Source organism: Cellulomonas sp. (assembly GCF_036279715.1).
Classification (GTDB): Bacteria; Actinomycetota; Actinomycetes; order Actinomycetales; family Cellulomonadaceae; genus Cellulomonas_A.
In genome coordinates, this window is sequence record NZ_DASUIR010000067.1 from 21234 (window position 1) to 38094 (window position 16861).

At 73.1% G+C, this 16861-nt stretch carries 16 protein-coding genes; 6 read left to right on the forward strand and 10 right to left on the reverse strand.

What is annotated here, in order from left to right:
- Nucleotide 1: 1 nt before the first annotated feature.
- From treY to VFW79_RS07180, 4 genes are all read right to left on the reverse strand, one after another.
- Nucleotides 2–2521 carry a malto-oligosyltrehalose synthase gene (gene treY / locus VFW79_RS07165; protein ID WP_329676629.1) on the reverse strand — a complete coding sequence of 840 codons (2520 nt, stop codon included), beginning with the start codon at nt 2519–2521 and terminating at the stop codon, nt 2–4.
- Nucleotides 2518–4683: a glycogen debranching protein GlgX gene (gene glgX / locus VFW79_RS07170; RefSeq protein ID WP_329676630.1), complete on the reverse strand. Its 2166-nt coding sequence runs from the start codon at nt 4681–4683 to the stop codon at nt 2518–2520. Before glgX ends, treY begins: the two co-directional genes overlap by 4 nt.
- A gap of 54 nt (nt 4684–4737) precedes the next feature.
- Nucleotides 4738–5850, reverse strand: a complete 1113-nt coding sequence (locus VFW79_RS07175; protein WP_329676631.1) for an FAD-dependent oxidoreductase — start codon at nt 5848–5850, stop codon at nt 4738–4740.
- 125 nt (nt 5851–5975) lie between these two features.
- Complete coding sequence (locus VFW79_RS07180) at nt 5976–7397, reverse strand: MFS transporter (protein WP_329676632.1); 1422 nt, start codon at nt 7395–7397, stop codon at nt 5976–5978.
- A 139-nt stretch (nt 7398–7536) separates the two neighbouring features.
- Between VFW79_RS07180 and VFW79_RS07185 the strand changes: the two genes are divergently transcribed.
- The gene (locus VFW79_RS07185; RefSeq protein WP_329676633.1) at nt 7537–8439 is read left to right on the forward strand and encodes a universal stress protein; all 903 of its coding nucleotides are present in this window, start codon (nt 7537–7539) and stop codon (nt 8437–8439) included.
- Between the two features lie 21 nt (nt 8440–8460).
- Here VFW79_RS07185 and VFW79_RS07190 read toward each other — a convergent pair whose 3' ends face one another.
- Nucleotides 8461–9456, reverse strand: a complete 996-nt coding sequence (locus VFW79_RS07190; RefSeq protein WP_329676634.1) for a pirin family protein — start codon at nt 9454–9456, stop codon at nt 8461–8463.
- Nucleotides 9457–9567: 111 nt separating this feature from the next.
- On the opposite strand from VFW79_RS07190, the gene VFW79_RS07195 reads away from it, so the two are divergent.
- A complete protein-coding gene (locus tag VFW79_RS07195; protein WP_329676635.1) occupies nt 9568–9798 on the forward strand; it encodes a hypothetical protein in 231 nt (76 codons plus the stop codon).
- A 19-nt stretch (nt 9799–9817) separates the two neighbouring features.
- On the opposite strand, the gene VFW79_RS07200 is transcribed toward VFW79_RS07195, so the two are convergent.
- The 4 genes from VFW79_RS07200 to ligD all read right to left on the reverse strand — a co-directional run bounded on the left by VFW79_RS07200 (nt 9818) and on the right by ligD (nt 13152).
- Complete coding sequence (locus VFW79_RS07200; RefSeq protein ID WP_329676636.1) at nt 9818–10951, reverse strand: App1 family protein; 1134 nt, start codon at nt 10949–10951, stop codon at nt 9818–9820.
- The gene (locus tag VFW79_RS07205; protein ID WP_329676637.1) at nt 10935–11519 is read right to left on the reverse strand and encodes a DNA starvation/stationary phase protection protein; all 585 of its coding nucleotides are present in this window, start codon (nt 11517–11519) and stop codon (nt 10935–10937) included. The genes VFW79_RS07200 and VFW79_RS07205 overlap by 17 nt, the downstream gene beginning before the upstream one ends.
- A gap of 11 nt (nt 11520–11530) precedes the next feature.
- A complete protein-coding gene (locus tag VFW79_RS07210; RefSeq protein WP_329676638.1) occupies nt 11531–12196 on the reverse strand; it encodes a DUF4126 domain-containing protein in 666 nt (221 codons plus the stop codon).
- Nucleotides 12197–12270: 74 nt separating this feature from the next.
- Nucleotides 12271–13152 carry a non-homologous end-joining DNA ligase gene (gene ligD / locus VFW79_RS07215; RefSeq protein WP_329676639.1) on the reverse strand — a complete coding sequence of 294 codons (882 nt, stop codon included), beginning with the start codon at nt 13150–13152 and terminating at the stop codon, nt 12271–12273.
- A gap of 140 nt (nt 13153–13292) precedes the next feature.
- On the opposite strand from ligD, the gene VFW79_RS07220 reads away from it, so the two are divergent.
- The 4 genes from VFW79_RS07220 to VFW79_RS07235 all read left to right on the forward strand — a co-directional run bounded on the left by VFW79_RS07220 (nt 13293) and on the right by VFW79_RS07235 (nt 16465).
- Entirely contained in the window at nt 13293–14372 is a 1080-nt protein-coding gene (locus tag VFW79_RS07220) for a PHP domain-containing protein (protein ID WP_414647904.1), read from the forward strand.
- Nucleotides 14373–14545: 173 nt separating this feature from the next.
- Nucleotides 14546–14830, forward strand: coding sequence for an HU family DNA-binding protein (locus VFW79_RS07225; protein ID WP_109132655.1), 285 nt, complete (start codon nt 14546–14548; stop codon nt 14828–14830).
- A 122-nt stretch (nt 14831–14952) separates the two neighbouring features.
- Nucleotides 14953–15363, forward strand: a complete 411-nt coding sequence (locus VFW79_RS07230; RefSeq protein ID WP_329676640.1) for a Fur family transcriptional regulator — start codon at nt 14953–14955, stop codon at nt 15361–15363.
- Between the two features lie 55 nt (nt 15364–15418).
- Nucleotides 15419–16465, forward strand: a complete 1047-nt coding sequence (locus VFW79_RS07235; protein WP_329676641.1) for a low specificity L-threonine aldolase — start codon at nt 15419–15421, stop codon at nt 16463–16465.
- 82 nt (nt 16466–16547) lie between these two features.
- On the opposite strand, the gene VFW79_RS07240 is transcribed toward VFW79_RS07235, so the two are convergent.
- Nucleotides 16548–16861: DbpA RNA binding domain-containing protein (locus VFW79_RS07240; protein WP_329676642.1), on the reverse strand; the 314-nt coding region annotated here is incomplete at its 5' end.

The following is a 16861-nucleotide window of genomic DNA, read 5'->3' on the forward strand; positions in this document are numbered from 1 at the left end:
CTCAGTCCGTCGCGCGCACGAGCAGGGCGACCGGGAGGCGGTCGAGCAGCGGTGCGATCTCTTGGACGCCGCCCACGACGGCGCGGTTCGTCAGCACGTCGTGCCACTCGCCGTCGGGCAGCGCGACCGTGTGGTCCGCCCACCCACCGAGCCGTTCGAGCGTGATCGCGAGGCGGGTCGCGAGGACCACGACAGCCGCCTCGCGGCCCACGCTGCGCGCGTAGCTGAGCGTGTGGCCGGACGAGTGGGCGAGCGGGCGGAACCCCGCCTCGGGGCCGATGAACGCCTCGGGAAGGTCACGGCGCGTGCGCAGCGCGCGCGACGTGACGAGCAGCTTCTCGTCGGCGAGGTCGCGGGGACCCGCCCCCTCGTCGAGACGAGCGAGCCGGGCGGCGAGGGGCCCGACGTCCACGGCACGCCGGTTGTCGGGGTCGACGAGCGCGACCGCGGGGACCTCGGTGCCCTGGTACACGTCGGCGACGCCCGGCAGCGTGAGCTGGACGAGCTTGGTACCGAGGGTTGCGGCACGGACCGCGGTCCGCGTCCGCAGCTCCCAGGCGGCGAGCAGGTCGACCGCGCGGTCGTCGCCGAGCACCCGACGGGCCGTGGTGAGGACTGCGGCCTCGTACGCCGCGTCGGGCTCCGTCCAGGTCGTGCGGGACTTCGCCTCCCGGATGGCCTTCGTGAGGTACTCGGTGAGTCGGTCCTCGGACAGCGGCCCGTCGGGCGTCCAGGTGCCGGCGAGCGTCTGCCACACGAGGTTCGCGGTGCGGCCGTCGAGCAGCGCGCTGCGGTACGGCGCGCTGGTGGCGCGCAGCCGGTCCACGAGGGTCGACCACTCGACGGCCACCTCGCTGAGGACACCCATGCGGGTCCGGGTGTCCTCGCTGCGCTTGGTGTCGTGCGTCGACAGGGTCGTCATGCCGAGCGGGGCCTGCGCCTGCTGGCGAGCCGCCCAGGCCGAGAGCTCGGTGGGGGTGAGCGCGAAGCGGGCGGGCTCGCCGCCGACCTCGCAGAGTCCGACGAGGTGCGTCCAGCGGTAGAACGCGGTGTCCTCGACGCCCTTGGCCATGACGGCTCCGCACGTCTGCTGGAACCGGACCACGAGCTCGTCACGCACCGGGCTGCGGGTGCGGCCTGCGCTCCCGGCCTCGCGCCCGAGGAGCAGGTCGACGAGCACGGACATGGTCGCGGCGCGCTCGGGCGGGAGCCGGTTCGCGGCGATCCGGGCGGCGGACTCCAGGACGTCGATCGACGCGGTCGGCAACGGGTCCCCGGGCACGACGTACGCGCGGTAGCGGTCGAACGCGACGAGCAGCTCGACGAGGCAGTCGTGCACCGACCGCCACGTGTGGTCGCGCAGGCGCAGGTCGTCGTGGCAGATCCCGGCCGCGAGCTCGGTCAGGCGGTGCACCTCGGCATACAGCGCCCCGTCGACCATCTCGCGCTTGGCCGAGTCGACGATGGCAGGCAGCGCGTCGGACGTGTCACCCGTCAAGCGGTGCATGACGGCCCCCAGCACCGCGGCGCCGCCAGGGTCGATGAAGGTCTGCTGCACGCGCCACAGCGCCTCGTACCCGGTCGTGCCGGCGGTCTCCCAGTCGGTCGGGAGCTCCTCGTCCCCCTCGAGGATCTTCTCGACGACGACCCACGCGCCACCCGTGCGCTCGTGCAGTCGCGTGAGATAGCCGGCTGGGTCGGTCAGGCCGTCGGGGTGGTCGATGCGCAGGCCGTCAAGCGTGCCGTCCGCGAGCAGACCGAGCACGAGCTCGTGGGTCGCGTCGAAGACTGCCGGGTCCTCGACGCGGATCGCCACGAGGGTGCCGACGTCGAAGAACCGCCGGTAGTTGAGCTCCTCGTCGGCGACCCGCCAGTACGCGAGCCGGTAGTGCTGCCGCTCGAGCAGCTCCGCGAGGGGGAGCTGCTCGGTGCCGGGGCGCACCGGGAACACGTGGTCGGCGTATCGAAGGACGGTGATGGGCGCCTCGCCGGCACCGGGGACGACCATCTCGTCGAGCGTCAGCTCGCCACCAGCGAGGACCGCCCCGATCCGGTCCGCGAGCACCGGCATCAGCACGGCGCCGTCGCCGGCGGACCAGTCGACGTCGAACCACGAGGCGAACGGTGAGTCCGGCCCGTCGGCGAGCACCGACCACAGCGCGCGGTTGTGCCAGACCGGTGTGGGCACGGCCATGTGGTTCGGCACGATGTCGAGGACGAGGCCGAGCCCGGCGGCGTGCGCCGTCGCGGCGAGCCGGCGCAGCGCGGGCAGGCCACCGATCACGGGGGAGATCTCGTCGTGGTCGACGACGTCGTACCCGTGCGTCGACCCGGGCGCCGCGCGCAGCACGGGGGACAGGTACAGGTGGGTGACGCCGAGTGTGGCCAGGTACGGCACGCGTGCCGCGGCATCGTCCAGCGTGAGCTCGGGTCCGAGCTGCAGCCGGTACGTCGAGACGGGAACGGCCCGTCCCTCGCCGACCAGACGTCGGGCCGCTGTCGCCTGGCGCGGCTCGCTCATGCGCCCGGGCTCGGCGCGGCCGCCGGGGTGCCGGCCAGCGTCCGTGCGGTCTCCACAGGTGGCCGGGTCAGCATGACGAGCGAGTGGTGCTCGAGCACCAGCGAGGCGCCCGCCGCGAACTTCTGACCCTCCTCGACCAGTGAGTCGGTGTCGAGCAGCGCCGTCCAGTCGGCGCCGTACTCGGCGTCGGGCAGCGCGAAGGTCGCGGGCTCCGGCTGGGCGTTGTAGAGGACCAGGAAGCTGTCGTCGACGATCGGTTCGCCGCGCAGGTCCGGCTCGCCGATCGCCTCGCCGTTCAGGAACACCATGACCGCTCGCGCCTGCTCGGCGAGCCAGGACGCGCTCGACATGTGCGTCCCGTCCGGCGCGAACCAGGCGATGTCGCGCAGGTCGGACTCACCGCCGTGGTCGGGGTCGCCGGCGAAGAACCGGCGACGGCGCAGCGCGGGGTGCTCGCTCCGGATCCGGAAGACGCTCTGCGTGAACTCGAGGAGCGCGGACCGGTCCTCGTCGAGGTCCCAGTCGACCCACGTGAGCTCGTTGTCCTGGCAGTAGCCGTTGTTGTTGCCGTCCTGCGTCCGGCCGAGCTCGTCGCCGTGGGCGAGCATCGGCACACCCTGCGAGAACATCAGCGTGGCGATCAGGTTGCGCTGCTGACGCGCCCGGAGCTTGCGGATGGCGGGGTCGGTCGTCGGTCCCTCCGCCCCGCAGTTCCAGGACCGGTTGAAGCTCTCGCCGTCGTGGTTGCCCTCGCCGTTCGCGTCGTTGTGCTTCTCGTTGTACGACACGAGGTCGGCGAGCGTGAAGCCGTCGTGGGCGGTGACGAAGTTCACCGAGGCGATGGGCCGCCGGCCCGTGTGCTCGTAGAGGTCGGACGATCCCGTCAGCCGGCTCGCGAACTCCGCGAGCGTCGACGGCTCGCCGCGCCAGAAGTCCCGCACCGTGTCCCGGTAGCGACCGTTCCACTCCGACCACAACGGCGGGAACCCGCCGACCTGGTACCCGCCGTCCCCGAGGTCCCACGGCTCGGCGATGAGCTTGACCTGCGAGATCAAGGGGTCCTGCTGGACGATGTCGAAGAACGCGGAGAGCCGGTCCACCTCGTGGAACTGCCGGGCCAGGGTCGCCGCGAGGTCGAACCGGAACCCGTCGACGTGCATCTCGCTGATCCAGTACCGCAACGAGTCCATGATCATCTGCAGCACGTGCGGCGAGCGCATGAGCAGCGAGTTGCCCGTGCCCGTCGTGTCGAAGTAGTGGGCCTGGTCGTCGTCGACGAGCCGGTAGTAGCTCGCGTTGTCCAGACCCCGGAACGACAGCGTCGGCCCGAGCTCGTTGCCCTCGGCGGTGTGGTTGTACACGACGTCGAGGATGACCTCGATGTTCGCCGCGTGCAGCGCCTTGACCATGGCCTTGAACTCCTGCACCTGCTGGCCCGGTCCCGCGTAGGCGGCGTACCCGTTGTGCGGAGCGAAGAACCCGATCGTGTTGTAGCCCCAGTAGTTCGACAGACCCTTCTTGACGAGCGTGGGGTCGTTGACGAACTGGTGCACCGGCATGAGCTCGATCGCTGTGACGCCCAGCGTGGTGAGGTGCTCGATCACGGCCGGGTGCGCGAGGGCCGCGTAGGTGCCCCGCAGCTCCTCGGGGACGCCGGGGTGCAGCTTCGTGAGACCGCGCACGTGCGCCTCGTAGATGACGCTGTCGTGGTACTCGTGCTGCGGCGGGTGGTCGTGACCCCAGTCGAAGAACGGGTTCACGACGACCGACGTCATGGTGTGCCCGGCCGAGTCCTCGTCGTTGCGCGTGCCGGGCGCCCCGAACTGGTACGAGAACAGTGCCTGGTCGCCGTCGATCTGTCCGTCGACCGCCTTGGCATACGGGTCGAGCAGCAGCTTGGCGGGGTTGCAGCGGTGGCCCTTGGCGGGGTCGTACGGTCCGTGGACGCGGTACCCGTAGCGCTGACCGGGCTGCAGCGCGGGCACGTAGCCGTGCCAGACGTAGGCGTCGACCTCCGGCAGGTCGACGCGTTCCTCGGTGCCGTCCTCGGCGATGAGGCACAGCTCGACGCGCTCGGCGACACCCGAGTAGACCGCGAAGTTGGTGCCGGTTCCGTCGTAGGTCGCGCCGAAGGGGTAAGGACGTCCAGGCCAGATGCGCATCCGCTCAGCCTGCCAGCACTTGGCTGCCGCGGACACCGCAACGCAGGTGTGATGTCACGCGTGCCGTGCGCGGCGGCGGCCGAGGACGGCGGAGATCGCGTCGCTCATGAGGTCGACACCCTTGAGCGTGCTGGTCTCCGCCGGCCCGCGGACCGTGCGCCGCCCGGTCTCGTCGGAGAGCTGTGACGCGCCGCCGTCGGGGCCCAGGGGAAGCACGATCCGCTCAGGCGCCGGGGCGTAGGTCGCCGACGGTGCGCGTCCCTCGACGAGGTCGCGGATGTTCGTCGCGACCACCTCGGCGTGCGCACGCGCCGAGCTGGCCCGCTTGGTCTCGCGGACGTCGGTGATGTCCCCGATCGCGAAGACCCGCTCGTGGCCGACGACGGACATGGCCGACGTCACACTCAGCGTCCCGTCCTCGTGCCGCCCGCGCGCCAGGTCGCCGTCGAGGTAGTCGGTCATCGGGCGCGACCCGTAGCAGCGGAACCAGATGTCGGCGTCGATGTCGAGGCCGTTCGTGGTCTGGACGGTGAACGGCGCGAAGGTCCCGACGTCGACCGGGGGCAGGTAGCCGAGCCGCGAGTCGAGCACGATCCGGACGCCGCGGTCGTCGAGCTGGCTGCGCACCGCCGAGCGCAGCTCGGGCAGGTAGTCGCCGGCGGGGAGGATGTCGGTGCCTTGCTCGACCACGGTCACCTCGAGGTGCGGGAACGCCGACGTCAGCTCACCGGCGAGCTCGAGGCCGACGGGACCGGCGCCGACGAGGAGCACCCGACGGGCCGAGGCGAGGGCGGTCCGGGTCCGCACGAGCCGTGCGGCGGCCACGGCGACCTGGTCCTCGAGATACTTCGCCGGGTAGGGGTAGCTGGTCCCGGTCGCGAGCACGAGGAAGTCGGTGTCGATCGACTCGGTCGCGGACAGGTGCACCCGGGTGGCGCTGGCGAGCCTGACCCGGTCCCGGATGATCTGCCCGTGCTGCAGCAGCTGGTCGTACGGGAAGAACACCCGGTCCAGCCAGGCGGGGTCGACGACAGCGCGCAGGGCGCCCGCAGCGTGCACGAAGGCGTCCTTGGGCTCGATCAGCACGACCTCGAGGAGGTCGTCGAGCGTCTTCGCGACCAGCGTCCCGCCGTAGCCGGCGCCGACCACGACCACTCGTTGCCCCATCGTGATGCTCCCATCGCCTCGGTGCGTCCGGGACCCAGCATGGACCAGGAATCTCGACGAAGACGGTGCGGCGGGGTGGTGTGCGTTGTGTCGCCGGTCTCATCGGGGCGGTGCGGATCGCTGGGTCAGGGCTGCGTCGGGGGCCGCACGGCCGCCATGGACGCCGGCAGCGACACAAGAGCCAGCAGCCCGCCGGCCGCCAGCAGCCCCGCGCAGACCAGCATCGCCGTCCGGTGCGCGGGGGCGAGCGTCGCCGCGTCGGTGAGCGTCGACCCGACCCCCGCGACGAGCGGGAGGACGGCGACAGCCAGCAGGCTGGCGATCCGCGCCACGGCGTTGTTGACGCCGCTCGCCGTCCCGGCGAGCCGGTCCGGCGCGGCCGACAGCGCCGCCGACGTCAGCGGGGCGACCGTGAGGGCGAGCCCCAGGCCGAGCCCGACCACCCCGGGCAGGACCGCCGACACGTACGGCGCGTCCGGGCCGAGCCGGGCGAGCAGCGCGACGCTCCCGGCGCAGACGAGCGGGCCGACGGTCATGGGCAGCCGCGGGCCGATCCGGGTCCCCAGGCCGCCGGCACGCGCGGACAGGGCGAGCAGGAGCAGCGTCACCGGCAGCGGTGCGACGCCGGCAGCCAGCGGCGAGTAGCGGCAGACCACCTGGAGCGTGACGACGAGGAAGAAGAAGATGCCGGACAGCGCCGCGTAGACCAGGAAGGTCGCGGCGTTGACCGCGCTGAAGGACCGCCAGCGGAACAGTCGGAGCGGGAGCATCGGGTACCGCGTGCGCGCCTCGACCGCGAGGAAGCCGGCGATCGCGGCGACCCCCACGACGAGGGGCACGGCGACACCCGGATCGCTGGGACCACGCGTCGGCCATGCGGTGAACGCCATGGTCAGCCCCGCGAGCCCGACCGCGCCGAGAGACGTGCCGGCGATGTCGAGGTGCGGGGCGGCATCGGGGTCCGCGGACTCCGGTACGCGGCGCAGCGCGGCAACGACGACGACGGCCAGCGGGACGTTGACCCAGAACACCCAGCGCCAGCTCGCGACCTGCACGAGCCACCCGCCGAGGAACGGCGCGAGCGCACCGGCGATGCCCCCGAGCCCCGACCATGCCCCGATCGCCCGGCCGCGGTCGTCGGGGCCGAACGACGCCTGGATGATCGCGAGCGAGCCCGGCGTGAGCAGGGCACCGCCGACGCCCTGCAGCGCGCGCGCCGCGATCAGCACCCGGACGTCCGGTGCCAGCCCGCAGAGGAGCGAGGCGAGCGCGAACCAGAGCACGCCGACCCGGAACACCCGGCGTCGACCGAGCCGGTCCCCGAGCGACCCTCCGAGCAGCAGGAACGCCGCCAAGGTCAGCCCGTACCCGTTCACGGTCCACTGCAGCGCCGCGGTCCCGGCGTGCAGCTCACGACCGATGACCGGCAGCGCGATCGTCACGACCGTCCCGTCGATGAACGCCAGCGCGGAACCCAGCACGGTGGCGAACAGGACCCAGTGCCCCTGCGCCGTCCCGTAGCCCAGCCCGCCGTCCGTCCCGGCCATGGCGTCACCCTGCGCCGCGCCGGAGCGGTCCGCAAGGGCGCCCGGCTGCGCCCCCCGAGGTGATCATGCGTGAACAGGCGCCGGGGGCGGCCACGCAGGACGATCATGGGACAGGGCAGTGGCGTCGAAGGAGACGGTGATGAGCAAGACGGTCGTGGCGGGGTACGACGACTCGGCGGAGTCCGCCGCGGCCGTGCGGTGGGCGGCCGCCGAGGCAGTCCGGTTCGGCGCTCCCCTCGAGGTCGTCCACGTGTGGGGGTTCGCAGGCGAGCCGCACGGCGGCGCCGGCACGTCGCGCCTCGGTGAGCAGGTGCTGGCAGCGGTCCAGGGGGTCGCCGACGCGGGTGCGGACCTCGCGCGCCAGACCGCGCCTGGCGTCGAGGTCAGCGCCGTCGTGCGCCACGGCTCGGTGGCTGAGGTGCTCGTCGACCTCTCCCGCGACGCCCTGCTCGTCGTCGTCGGCCGGCGGGGGAGCGGCCGGGTGGCCGGTGGACTGCTCGGCTCGGTGGCCCACGCCGTCCTGCACCTTGCGCACTGCCCCGTCGTCGTCGTGCCCGCTGCGGACGCCGGAACGACGCCGGGCGTCGGCTCCGACGAGGTCGTGGTCGGGTTCGACGGCTCGGCCGGCGCGTACCAGGCGCTCGACGCCGCCGCGGCGGCCGCGCGCGTGCGGGGCGGGGGTGTCCGCGTCCTGACGGCGTGGTCACCCGCGACCGAGACCCGCTCGATGACGTACTGGGCCGTGGCCTATCCCGACGAGAGCCCCGGCGAGGTCGCGCTCGAGCGTGCTGAGCGCGCGCAGGCCGAGGCCCGCGAGTGGTGGGAGACGCGGCACGCCGACGTTCCGGTCGAGTGGGAGCTGCCGATCGGGCTGCCGGTCGACGCGCTGGTCAAGGCGTCGGGCGACGCCGGGCTGGTCGTGGTCGGCGCTCGCGGGCGCGGCGGTCTCGCGAGCCTCCTGCTCGGCTCGGTGAGCCGCGCCGTCGTGCACGGGGCGCACGGGCCGGTCGAGGTGACGCGGAGCGAGCCGGCGCCGTCGTAGGTGACCCGGCAGGCGGTTCGGTCATCCGCGTGGGCCGGGCTCTGCCGTGGCGCCACCCGCGTCGTCGCGGCGGCGACGCGGGGTCAGACGAAGGTTCGGCAGCGCAGGCGCCGGGATCCGCTCGTCGCCGTGACCAGGGACGAGCCCGTAGCGCGCGCGTCCGTCCTCCTCCCAGTCGCGGCGCGCCTGGACGATCTCGTCATGGCTGCGCCCGACGAAGTTCCACCACATGATGAGGTCGTCCGCGAACGGCTCGCCGCCGATCAGGAGCAGCCGACCCCCGTCGGCGCTCGCCACCTGCAGGTGATCCCGGCCCGCACCCAGGTAGAGCAGCGGTCCGGGCGACAGCTCGGTGCCGCCGACCGTGACCGCGCCCTCGAGGGCCAGCACCGCGTGCTCGAACCGGTGGTTCAGCGGCAGCGTCGTCACGGTCCCGGCGTCGATCGCGATGTCGGCGCCGACCAGCGGCGTGCCCACGCGCGCGGGCGAGGAGCTCCCGCCGACCTCCCCGACGAGCACCGTGGCCGCCAGGCCGTCGCCGGTGACGACGGGCAGGTCGCGGTGCTGGGAGAAGCGGGCCGGCTGGTCGGCCTCGCCGGCCGGCAGGGCGATCCACAGCTGCACGCCGTGCAGGAGTCGACCCGCGCCGAGCGAGATCTCAGAGTGCGAGACCCCGTGGCCCGCGGTCATGAGATTGAGCTCTCCGGGTCGGACGACGACGTCGCTCCCGAGGCTGTCACGGTGGTGGATCTCGCCCGCGAGCGGCCAGGTCACCGTCTGCAGGCCGATGTGGGGGTGGGGGAGCACGCGCATGTCGACGTGCTCGGGCCCGAACGTGTCGAGGAAGCACCAGGCCCCGACGAGCGGAAGGTCGCGGGTCGGCAGCGTGCGCTGCACGTGCATGGCTCGCAGGCCGCCGAGCGGCACCTCCCGGGCCTCCAGGAGGCGGTTGACCGGTCCGCGCACCAGCACCGGGTGGCACAGCGTCTCGTCCGGCCGGGTGTCGAGATTGCTCATCGGGCCACTGTCGCACCGCGTCAGCCCGAGCGCAGGGCCGACCGAGGCCGATGCGCGGCAGATCGCCCTGACCGGGTGCGCCGCACGCGTGCACGGGGTACAACCGATGACATGAGTCGCAGAACCGGTGGCGCGCATCGTCAGCACGCGGACCTCACCTCGGACCCGGCCGCCGAGCACCTCGCGGACCGCACACCCTCGGACGACGAGGTGCGTGCCGTGGACGCCCGCACCGGCGGCGACCCGGCGCACGCCCCGCGCTCGCTGCTCGGAGTCGAGCTCGAACCGGACGACGAGGCGATCGCGAGCACCGAGGAGTGGGACGACCCCGAGCGGCTCTGACGATCTGCTCGAGACCGACCTACTCGAGACCGACCGCGCGGGACGTCCACTCGCGCAGCAGGGCCGCCCCGTCCGCCCCCTGCAGCAGGGGCACGTCCGCGTGGCGGGTGCGGGCCTCCGCGCTCGCAGTGCCGGCAGCGGGGGCCGGCGCGCCGTGGGCGAGCACCTGCTCGGCCCCGGTCAGCTGGCGGATCACGACGGCCAGCACACGTTCGGGGTGCTCCTGCACGACCTCCGCGTAGATCTGCGGATCGCGCTGCCCGTCGTCCCCCACGAGGACCCATCGGATGCTCGGCAGCTCCGTGAGCAGCCGGCGCAGCGTGGCGCGCTTGTGCTCGGCGCCGCTGCGGAACCATCCGGAGTTCGTCGGTCCCCAGTCCGTGAGCAGGAGAGGTCCGGTCGGGTAGCCGTGCCGTCGCAGGAACCGGCCGATCGCCGGTGCCGCGTTCCATGCGCCCGTCGAGAGGTACATGACCGGGACGTCGCCGCGCGCCCCGAACGCGCGACGGTAGAAGTCGGCCATCCCCGGGACGGGTTCTCGGGCGCTGTCGTGCCGGAAGAACGTGTTCCAGGCAGCGATCAGCGGCCGGGGGAGCCGGGTGACCATGACGGTGTCGTCGATGTCGCTCACGACACCGAACCGGGTACCGGGATCGATGACGATCACCGGAACCGTCGCGGTCCGACCGCCGGGGGTCACCAGCTCGACGTCGTGCCAGCCCGGGGCGAGGGCGGAGTCGACGACGCTGTCGACGAACCCGCCCCGGTCGGCGACCAGCCGGCTCCCGACGCCGTCGACCACCGCGCGGACCCGGGCGAACGGCAGCGGCACGACGGCGAAGCTGCGCCAGCCGCGCAGGGCCGTGACCGGTCGTGCCGGCCCGCCGGCCGGGTGCGCGCCTGCTCCGGGCAGGTCGGCGTCCCGCACGCCCGGACCGGCGAGCACGACCCGTCCCAGCACCCGGACCCAGCCGGGCGACCCGTAGCCGACGTACGGCTCGATGCGCGCCGTCCATCCCCGACGCTGCAGGAACGCCGCGAGCCGCGAGTCGAACGCGTACTCTAGCCGGGCCGCCCGGTGCGGCCGGCGCGACGTCGCGTCCGACGTCGCGGCGGGCGGGGTCGGGCCGGCGCCGTCAGCGCTGGGAAGCACCCTTGGCTGCCGACCCCGCCTTGCGGGCGGCCTCCTTCTCGGTGGTCGCACCCGTGGTGCTCAGGGCGCCACCGGCCGACTCGAGGTGGGCACGGACGAACCAGTGGAAGAGCTCGAGCTGGTGGAGATGGCCGATCAGCAGGTCGTTCGTGACGGTGTCGAGCTCCTCGACGTCGGCCGCTGCCGTCCGGTGAGCCCCGATGACGTTCTGGTAGACCTCGTCGAGCGCCCCGAGATGCTCGATGGCGGTCGCCCGGCCGATCGAGTAGTCGTCCCACGTGCGCTCGGCGACGAGAGCGCCCGGCGTCCCGCGGGGAGCGACACCGAGCGTCGCGATGCGCTCGGCGATCTCGTCGACCATCATGCGGACCGCGTCGACCTGCGGGTCGAGCATCGTGTGGACGGCGATGAAGTGGGGACCGACGACGTTCCAGTGGACGTGCTTGAGCGTGAGCGCCAGGTCGTTGAGCGAGTTCAGACGGGTCTGCAGGACTGCAGCGACCTTCGCGCCGTCCTCGAGGGTCAGCGAGGGGACGGTGTACCGGGGCAGCTCGGTTCGGCGGGCCATGTCGGAGCCTCCTACTGGGGGTCGATCGACACCGGGTCGGCGTCGTCCCGACCCACGCTGCCGTACGGCGGACGGCCCCGCATCCGGAGCGAGCCGATCCGCCGAGCCGCCACGACCCGTCGGCGCACGCGGAACCAGACCAGCACGAGGGCGGCCAGCCCGAGGATGACGAGCACCGGAGCGAGGATCGCCGCGAACGACAGACCCACGCTCGTCGCGTCCTCGACCGTGCTGACGACGGGCCCGCCGACCCCGAGCGTGGTCGCCGTGATGATCGGCCGCGCGGTCGCCTTCGCTCCGTGGACGACGAGTGCGAGCGCGATGCCGAGGACGACCGGCAGCCACCGGCCAGACGCCGCGAACGCGCCCGGGTCGGCGACGAGCGCCGTCTGCGAGCCCGACCCGGCGCCGAACGCGATGCCGCCGGCCGCCGGGCGGACGACCGTCTGCACGACGTCGTTGACCGAGTCCACGACGGGGACCTTGTCGGCCACCACCTCGACCACGAGGAGCACGGCGAGAATCACCAGCACCCAGCCGTTCGTCAGCCACTCCCACCCTGCCGGCGGGGTGATGACGTCGGTCCACCTCGCGAGCGCGCCGAGCACGAGCAAGGGCACGTAGGCGTTCAGCCCGGCCGCCGTCGCAAGGCCGGTCCCGGTCAGGATCTCGAGCATGTCGGCGATCATGACACCCGCTGCGTCACCGGGACACCTGAGCGATGCGCGGAGCGAGGCGGGGTTCGGCGAGGTCAGCCCAGCGGGTCGCCGGTGTCGTCGAGCCGGCGCAGGACCTCGGCCGGGGGCAGCTGGGTGAGCCCTGGGCCGAGCTCGTCCCAGTGGCGAGGCGCCGCGACGGCCGGCTGTTCCCGCCCGCGCAGCGAGTACGGCGTGATGGTCGTCTTGGCCGGGTGGTTCTGCGACCAGTCGAGCAGCACCTTGCCGCCCCGGAGGTCCTTGCGTTGCAGCGCGACGAGGACGTCGGGGTGTCGGTCGGCGAGCTCGTAGGCGAGCGCCCGGGCGTACGCACGGACCTCCATGGCGGTGCTCGTGCCGGGCAGGGGGGCATACAGCTGCAGCCCCTTGCTGCCCGACGTCACCGGAACGGTCTCCAGCCCGTCCTCGCGCAGCCGGTCGGCGACGAGGTGCGCGGCGCTCGCGCACTCGGCCAGCCCAGCCGGTGCGCCGGGGTCGAGGTCGATCACGAGGCGGTCGGGGTTGTGGACCGTGCCGTCCGGGTCGACGCGCCACTGCGGCGTGTGCAGCTCGAGCGCGCCCTGGTTGGCGGCCCACACGAGAGACGGCAGGTCGTCGAGGAACGGGAAGGTCACGTCCTTGCCCTGGTCGGGGGCACCGGGCGCCGCGGGCATGGTCATCCGACGCACCCAGTCCGGTGCACCGGCGGGCGTGTTCTTCTCGAAGAACCGCTCACCACCGAGGCCCTCGGGGAACCGGATCCGGGTCACGGGCCGGTGGTGGAGCTGGCGCAGGAGGGCGGGGGAGACGCGCGTGACGTAGTCGATGACCTCACCCTTCGTCATCCCGTTCGACGGGTACATCACCCGGTCGAGGTGGCTGAGGCGCACCTGGCGGTCGCCGATCGTGACGAGCTGGGCGTCGTCCTTCGGGTTCATGGGTCCTCCTGGTCGCGCATCGGCCCGAGACGTGCTCGCGACTGCTCCCGGTGGCGAGGGCGCGGTCACCGGTCCATCCTGCCCAGAGAGTCCCGATTCGTCGCGCGTTGTGCGGCATGCTCGCGAGGAGGAGGTCACCGGTGGGCGAGGCAGACGGTCCCGACGGTGGCGCGGCTCAGAGCGCGTCGGCCGAGGAGTCGGCGTCGCAGGTCGCGCTCGAGGCCCTGCGCCGGGTGGCGTTCCTGCTCGAGCGCTCCCAGGCGGACGAGCACCGCAGCGCGGCCTTCCGTGGAGCGGCGCGCGTGGTCGCCGACCTGCCGGCGGATGTGCTGATGGCCCGCGTCGCGGCGCGAACCCTCACCGACCTGCCGGGGATCGGGGCGCGCACCGCCGAGGTCGTGAGCGCGGCCGTCCGCGGCGAGCACGTCGAGTACCTCGATCGGCTCGAGCAGGAGGCTCAGCCGGCGCCGCAGGCGGGAGCTGCCCTGCGTGCGCAGCTGCGGGGCGACCTGCACGCGCACACCGACGCGAGCGACGGCCACAGCCCGCTGCGCGACATGGTGCTGGCTGCCGCCGAGCTCGGGCACGAGTACCTCGCGATCACCGACCACTCGCCGCGCCTCACCGTGGCGCACGGGCTGAGCGCTGCCCGGCTCCGGTCCCAGCTCGCGCAGGTTGCCGAGCTGCGCGCGGGGGGCGGCCCGTTCCGCGTCCTGAGCGGCATCGAGGTCGACATCCTCGACGACGGCGCCCTCGACCAGGACGACGCTCTCCTCGACGAGCTCGACGTCGTCGTGGCCTCGGTGCACTCGAAGCTGCGCATGGATCGGGCTGCGATGACGCGACGGATGCTCGCCGCCGTGTCCAACCCGCGGGTCGACGTGCTCGGCCACTGCACTGGACGCCAGCTCACCGGGAAGCTGCGTCCGCCCAGCGAGTTCGACGCGGCTGCGGTGTTCGAGGCGTGCGCCGCACACGGCACCGCGGTCGAGATCAACTCCCGGCCGGACCGGCTGGACCCTCCGCACGCCCTCCTCGAGGTGGCGATCGCGGCTGGCTGCGTCTTCTCCATCGACTCCGACGCGCACGCGCCGGGTCAGCTCGACTGGCAGGTCGCCGGGTGCGCCCGGGCCGCCGAGCACGACCTGCAGGTCGACCGCGTGGTCGACACCTGGCCGGTCGAGCGGCTGCTCAACTGGACGCGCGCCGGCTCGACATGACCGCAATTGCGCGTGGCGATGCGCAAATGCGGGCCTGTGGAGGTTAGTGTCGTGCGCGACGGACCGGGGTTCATGGGCGCGCCGACTGGGCGCCTGGGCCAGGGGTGCTGTCCGTCACCCGTCCGGGCCGGTCGTCCGGGCACGTTCGAACCGACCAACTAGGAGTACATCCCGTGAGCGTGAACCGCACCGAGCTCGTCCAGGCCATCGCTGCCAAGGCGGGCCTGACCAACACCGCCGCTGACGCGGCTCTGAAGGCCTTCCAGGAGGTTCTGGTCGAGCAGCTCTCCGCTGGCGAGAGCGTCACCATCCCCGGCCTGCTCGCGATCTCCCGTGCCGAGCGGTCCGCCCGCACCGGCATCAACCCGCAGACCGGCGAGAAGCTGGAGATCCCCGCGGGCTTCCGCGTCAAGCTCTCCGCGGGCAGCGCCCTCAAGCGCGCCGTCGCCGCCAAGTAGCACGCCGGCGCCGGCAGGTCCGGCGCCACGACGCACGACGACCTCGGGCTCGGCCGCACTCCGGCCGGGCCCGACGTCGTGACGTACCTGTCCCACCTCGTCACCGAGGAGAGGAGCCCGGCATGACAACGGCGCCACGCCCGACCCGCCAGCGTTCGGAGGTCCTCGCCCTGCTCGACGGGCTCGACGAGTTCAGGAGCGCTCAGCAGCTGCACGAGCTCCTCCGCTCGCGGGGGTCGACGATCGGGTTGGCGACCGTGTACCGCGCCGTCCAGCTGCTCAGTGAGAGCGGCGAGGTCGACGTGCTGCGCACCGAGGACGGCGAGGCCGTCTACCGCAGGTGCGAACGGCGCAGCCACCACCACCACCTGGTCTGCCGGCACTGCGGGCGCACCGTCGAGATCGACGGGCCCGTCGCGGAGTCGTGGGCCGCGCAGGTCGCCTCCGCGCACGACTTCACCGATGTCGAGCACACGATCGAGCTCGTCGGGACCTGCGCCGAGTGCCGAGCCGCGCGCGCGGACCGCGACTGACCTTGCGTCGCGGGTCCTGCCTGGAGCAGCGCCCGCATGGGGGAGACTGGTCGCCGTGAACCGACTGCATGACCCCGACCGCCGCCACTTCGCCTCCGACAACTACGCGGGGGTGCACCCCGAGGTGCTGGCCGCGCTCGCTGCGGCGAACGGTGGCCACGAGAAGGCCTACGGCTACGACACGTACACCGCGCGGCTCCAGGAGGTGCTCGCCGGGCACTTCGGCGAGCAGGCGCAGGCCTATCCCGTGCTCAACGGCACCGGGGCGAACGTCCTGGCCCTGCAGGCGCTGCTGCCCCGTTGGGGCGCGGTGGTGTGCGCCGAGACCGCGCACATCAACACCGACGAGAACGGTGCCCCCGAGCGGGTCGGCGGCCTCAAGCTGCTGACCGTCCCGACCTCCGACGGCAAGCTCACCCCGGAGCTGGTCGACCGACAGGCCTGGGGGTGGGGCGACGAGCACCGCGCCCAGCCGGGGGTCGTGTCGATCACGCAGACGACCGAGCTGGGTACCGCCTACTCGGTCGAGGAGATCCGCACGCTCGCCGACCACGTGCACGGCCTCGGGATGACGTTGCACCTGGACGGGGCGCGGATCGCCAACGCCGCTGCCTACCTCGACGTCCCGTTGCGCGCCCTGACCACGGACGCGGGCGTGGACGTCCTCTCGCTCGGTGCAACGAAGAACGGCGTCATGTTCGGTGAGGTGGTCGTGGTCCTGCGGCCCGACGTCGCGCCCGGGCTGCAGTACCTGCGCAAGATCGACATGCAGCTCGCGTCGAAGCTGCGGTTCGTCTCGGCGCAGCTCCTGGCACTGTTCGAGACGGACCTGTGGCTCCGCTCGGCGCAGCATGCGAACGCGATGGCGGCCCGGTTGCGGTCAGGGGTGGAGGGCGTCGACGGTGTGCGTGTCACCCAGCCGACCCAGTCCAACGCGGTGTTCGCGGCACTCGACCCGGGTGCCGCCAACCGGCTGCGTGAGTCCTACCAGTTCTACGACTGGATCGCGGGCGAGGTCCGGTGGATGTGCGCCTTCGACACGTCGCCGGCCGATGTCGACGGGTTCGTCGCCGCGCTGACCGCGGCGGTCGCGGCGGTCTGACGGCGCACGGTCGTCCCCACAGCGACAGCCCCGGCCCGCGCGGCGGACCGGAGCTGCTGCTGCTGCTGCCTGACGGTGCTGCTCAGCGCGCCGTCGTGTGCCGCGGGAAGCGCTCGCGCGAGTCGCCGCGCGGCTCGGGGCGACGATCGCTGCGCGGGGTGGCGCCGGGACCGGTGGGCCGCGAGGCGCCGTGACCGGCGCGGGGCGCGGGACCCTCGTCGACCCGGATCCGCAGCGGACGCCCGGCGACCCGGGCGCGCCCGATCCGGTCGAACGCGTCGGGGGTGAGCCCGCCGGGGATCTCGACGATGGAGAAGCTCGGGAAGATGTCGATCTTGCCGAGGTCCTTGCCCGTGAGGCCGCCCTCGTTCGTCAGGGCACCGACGATGGCACCCG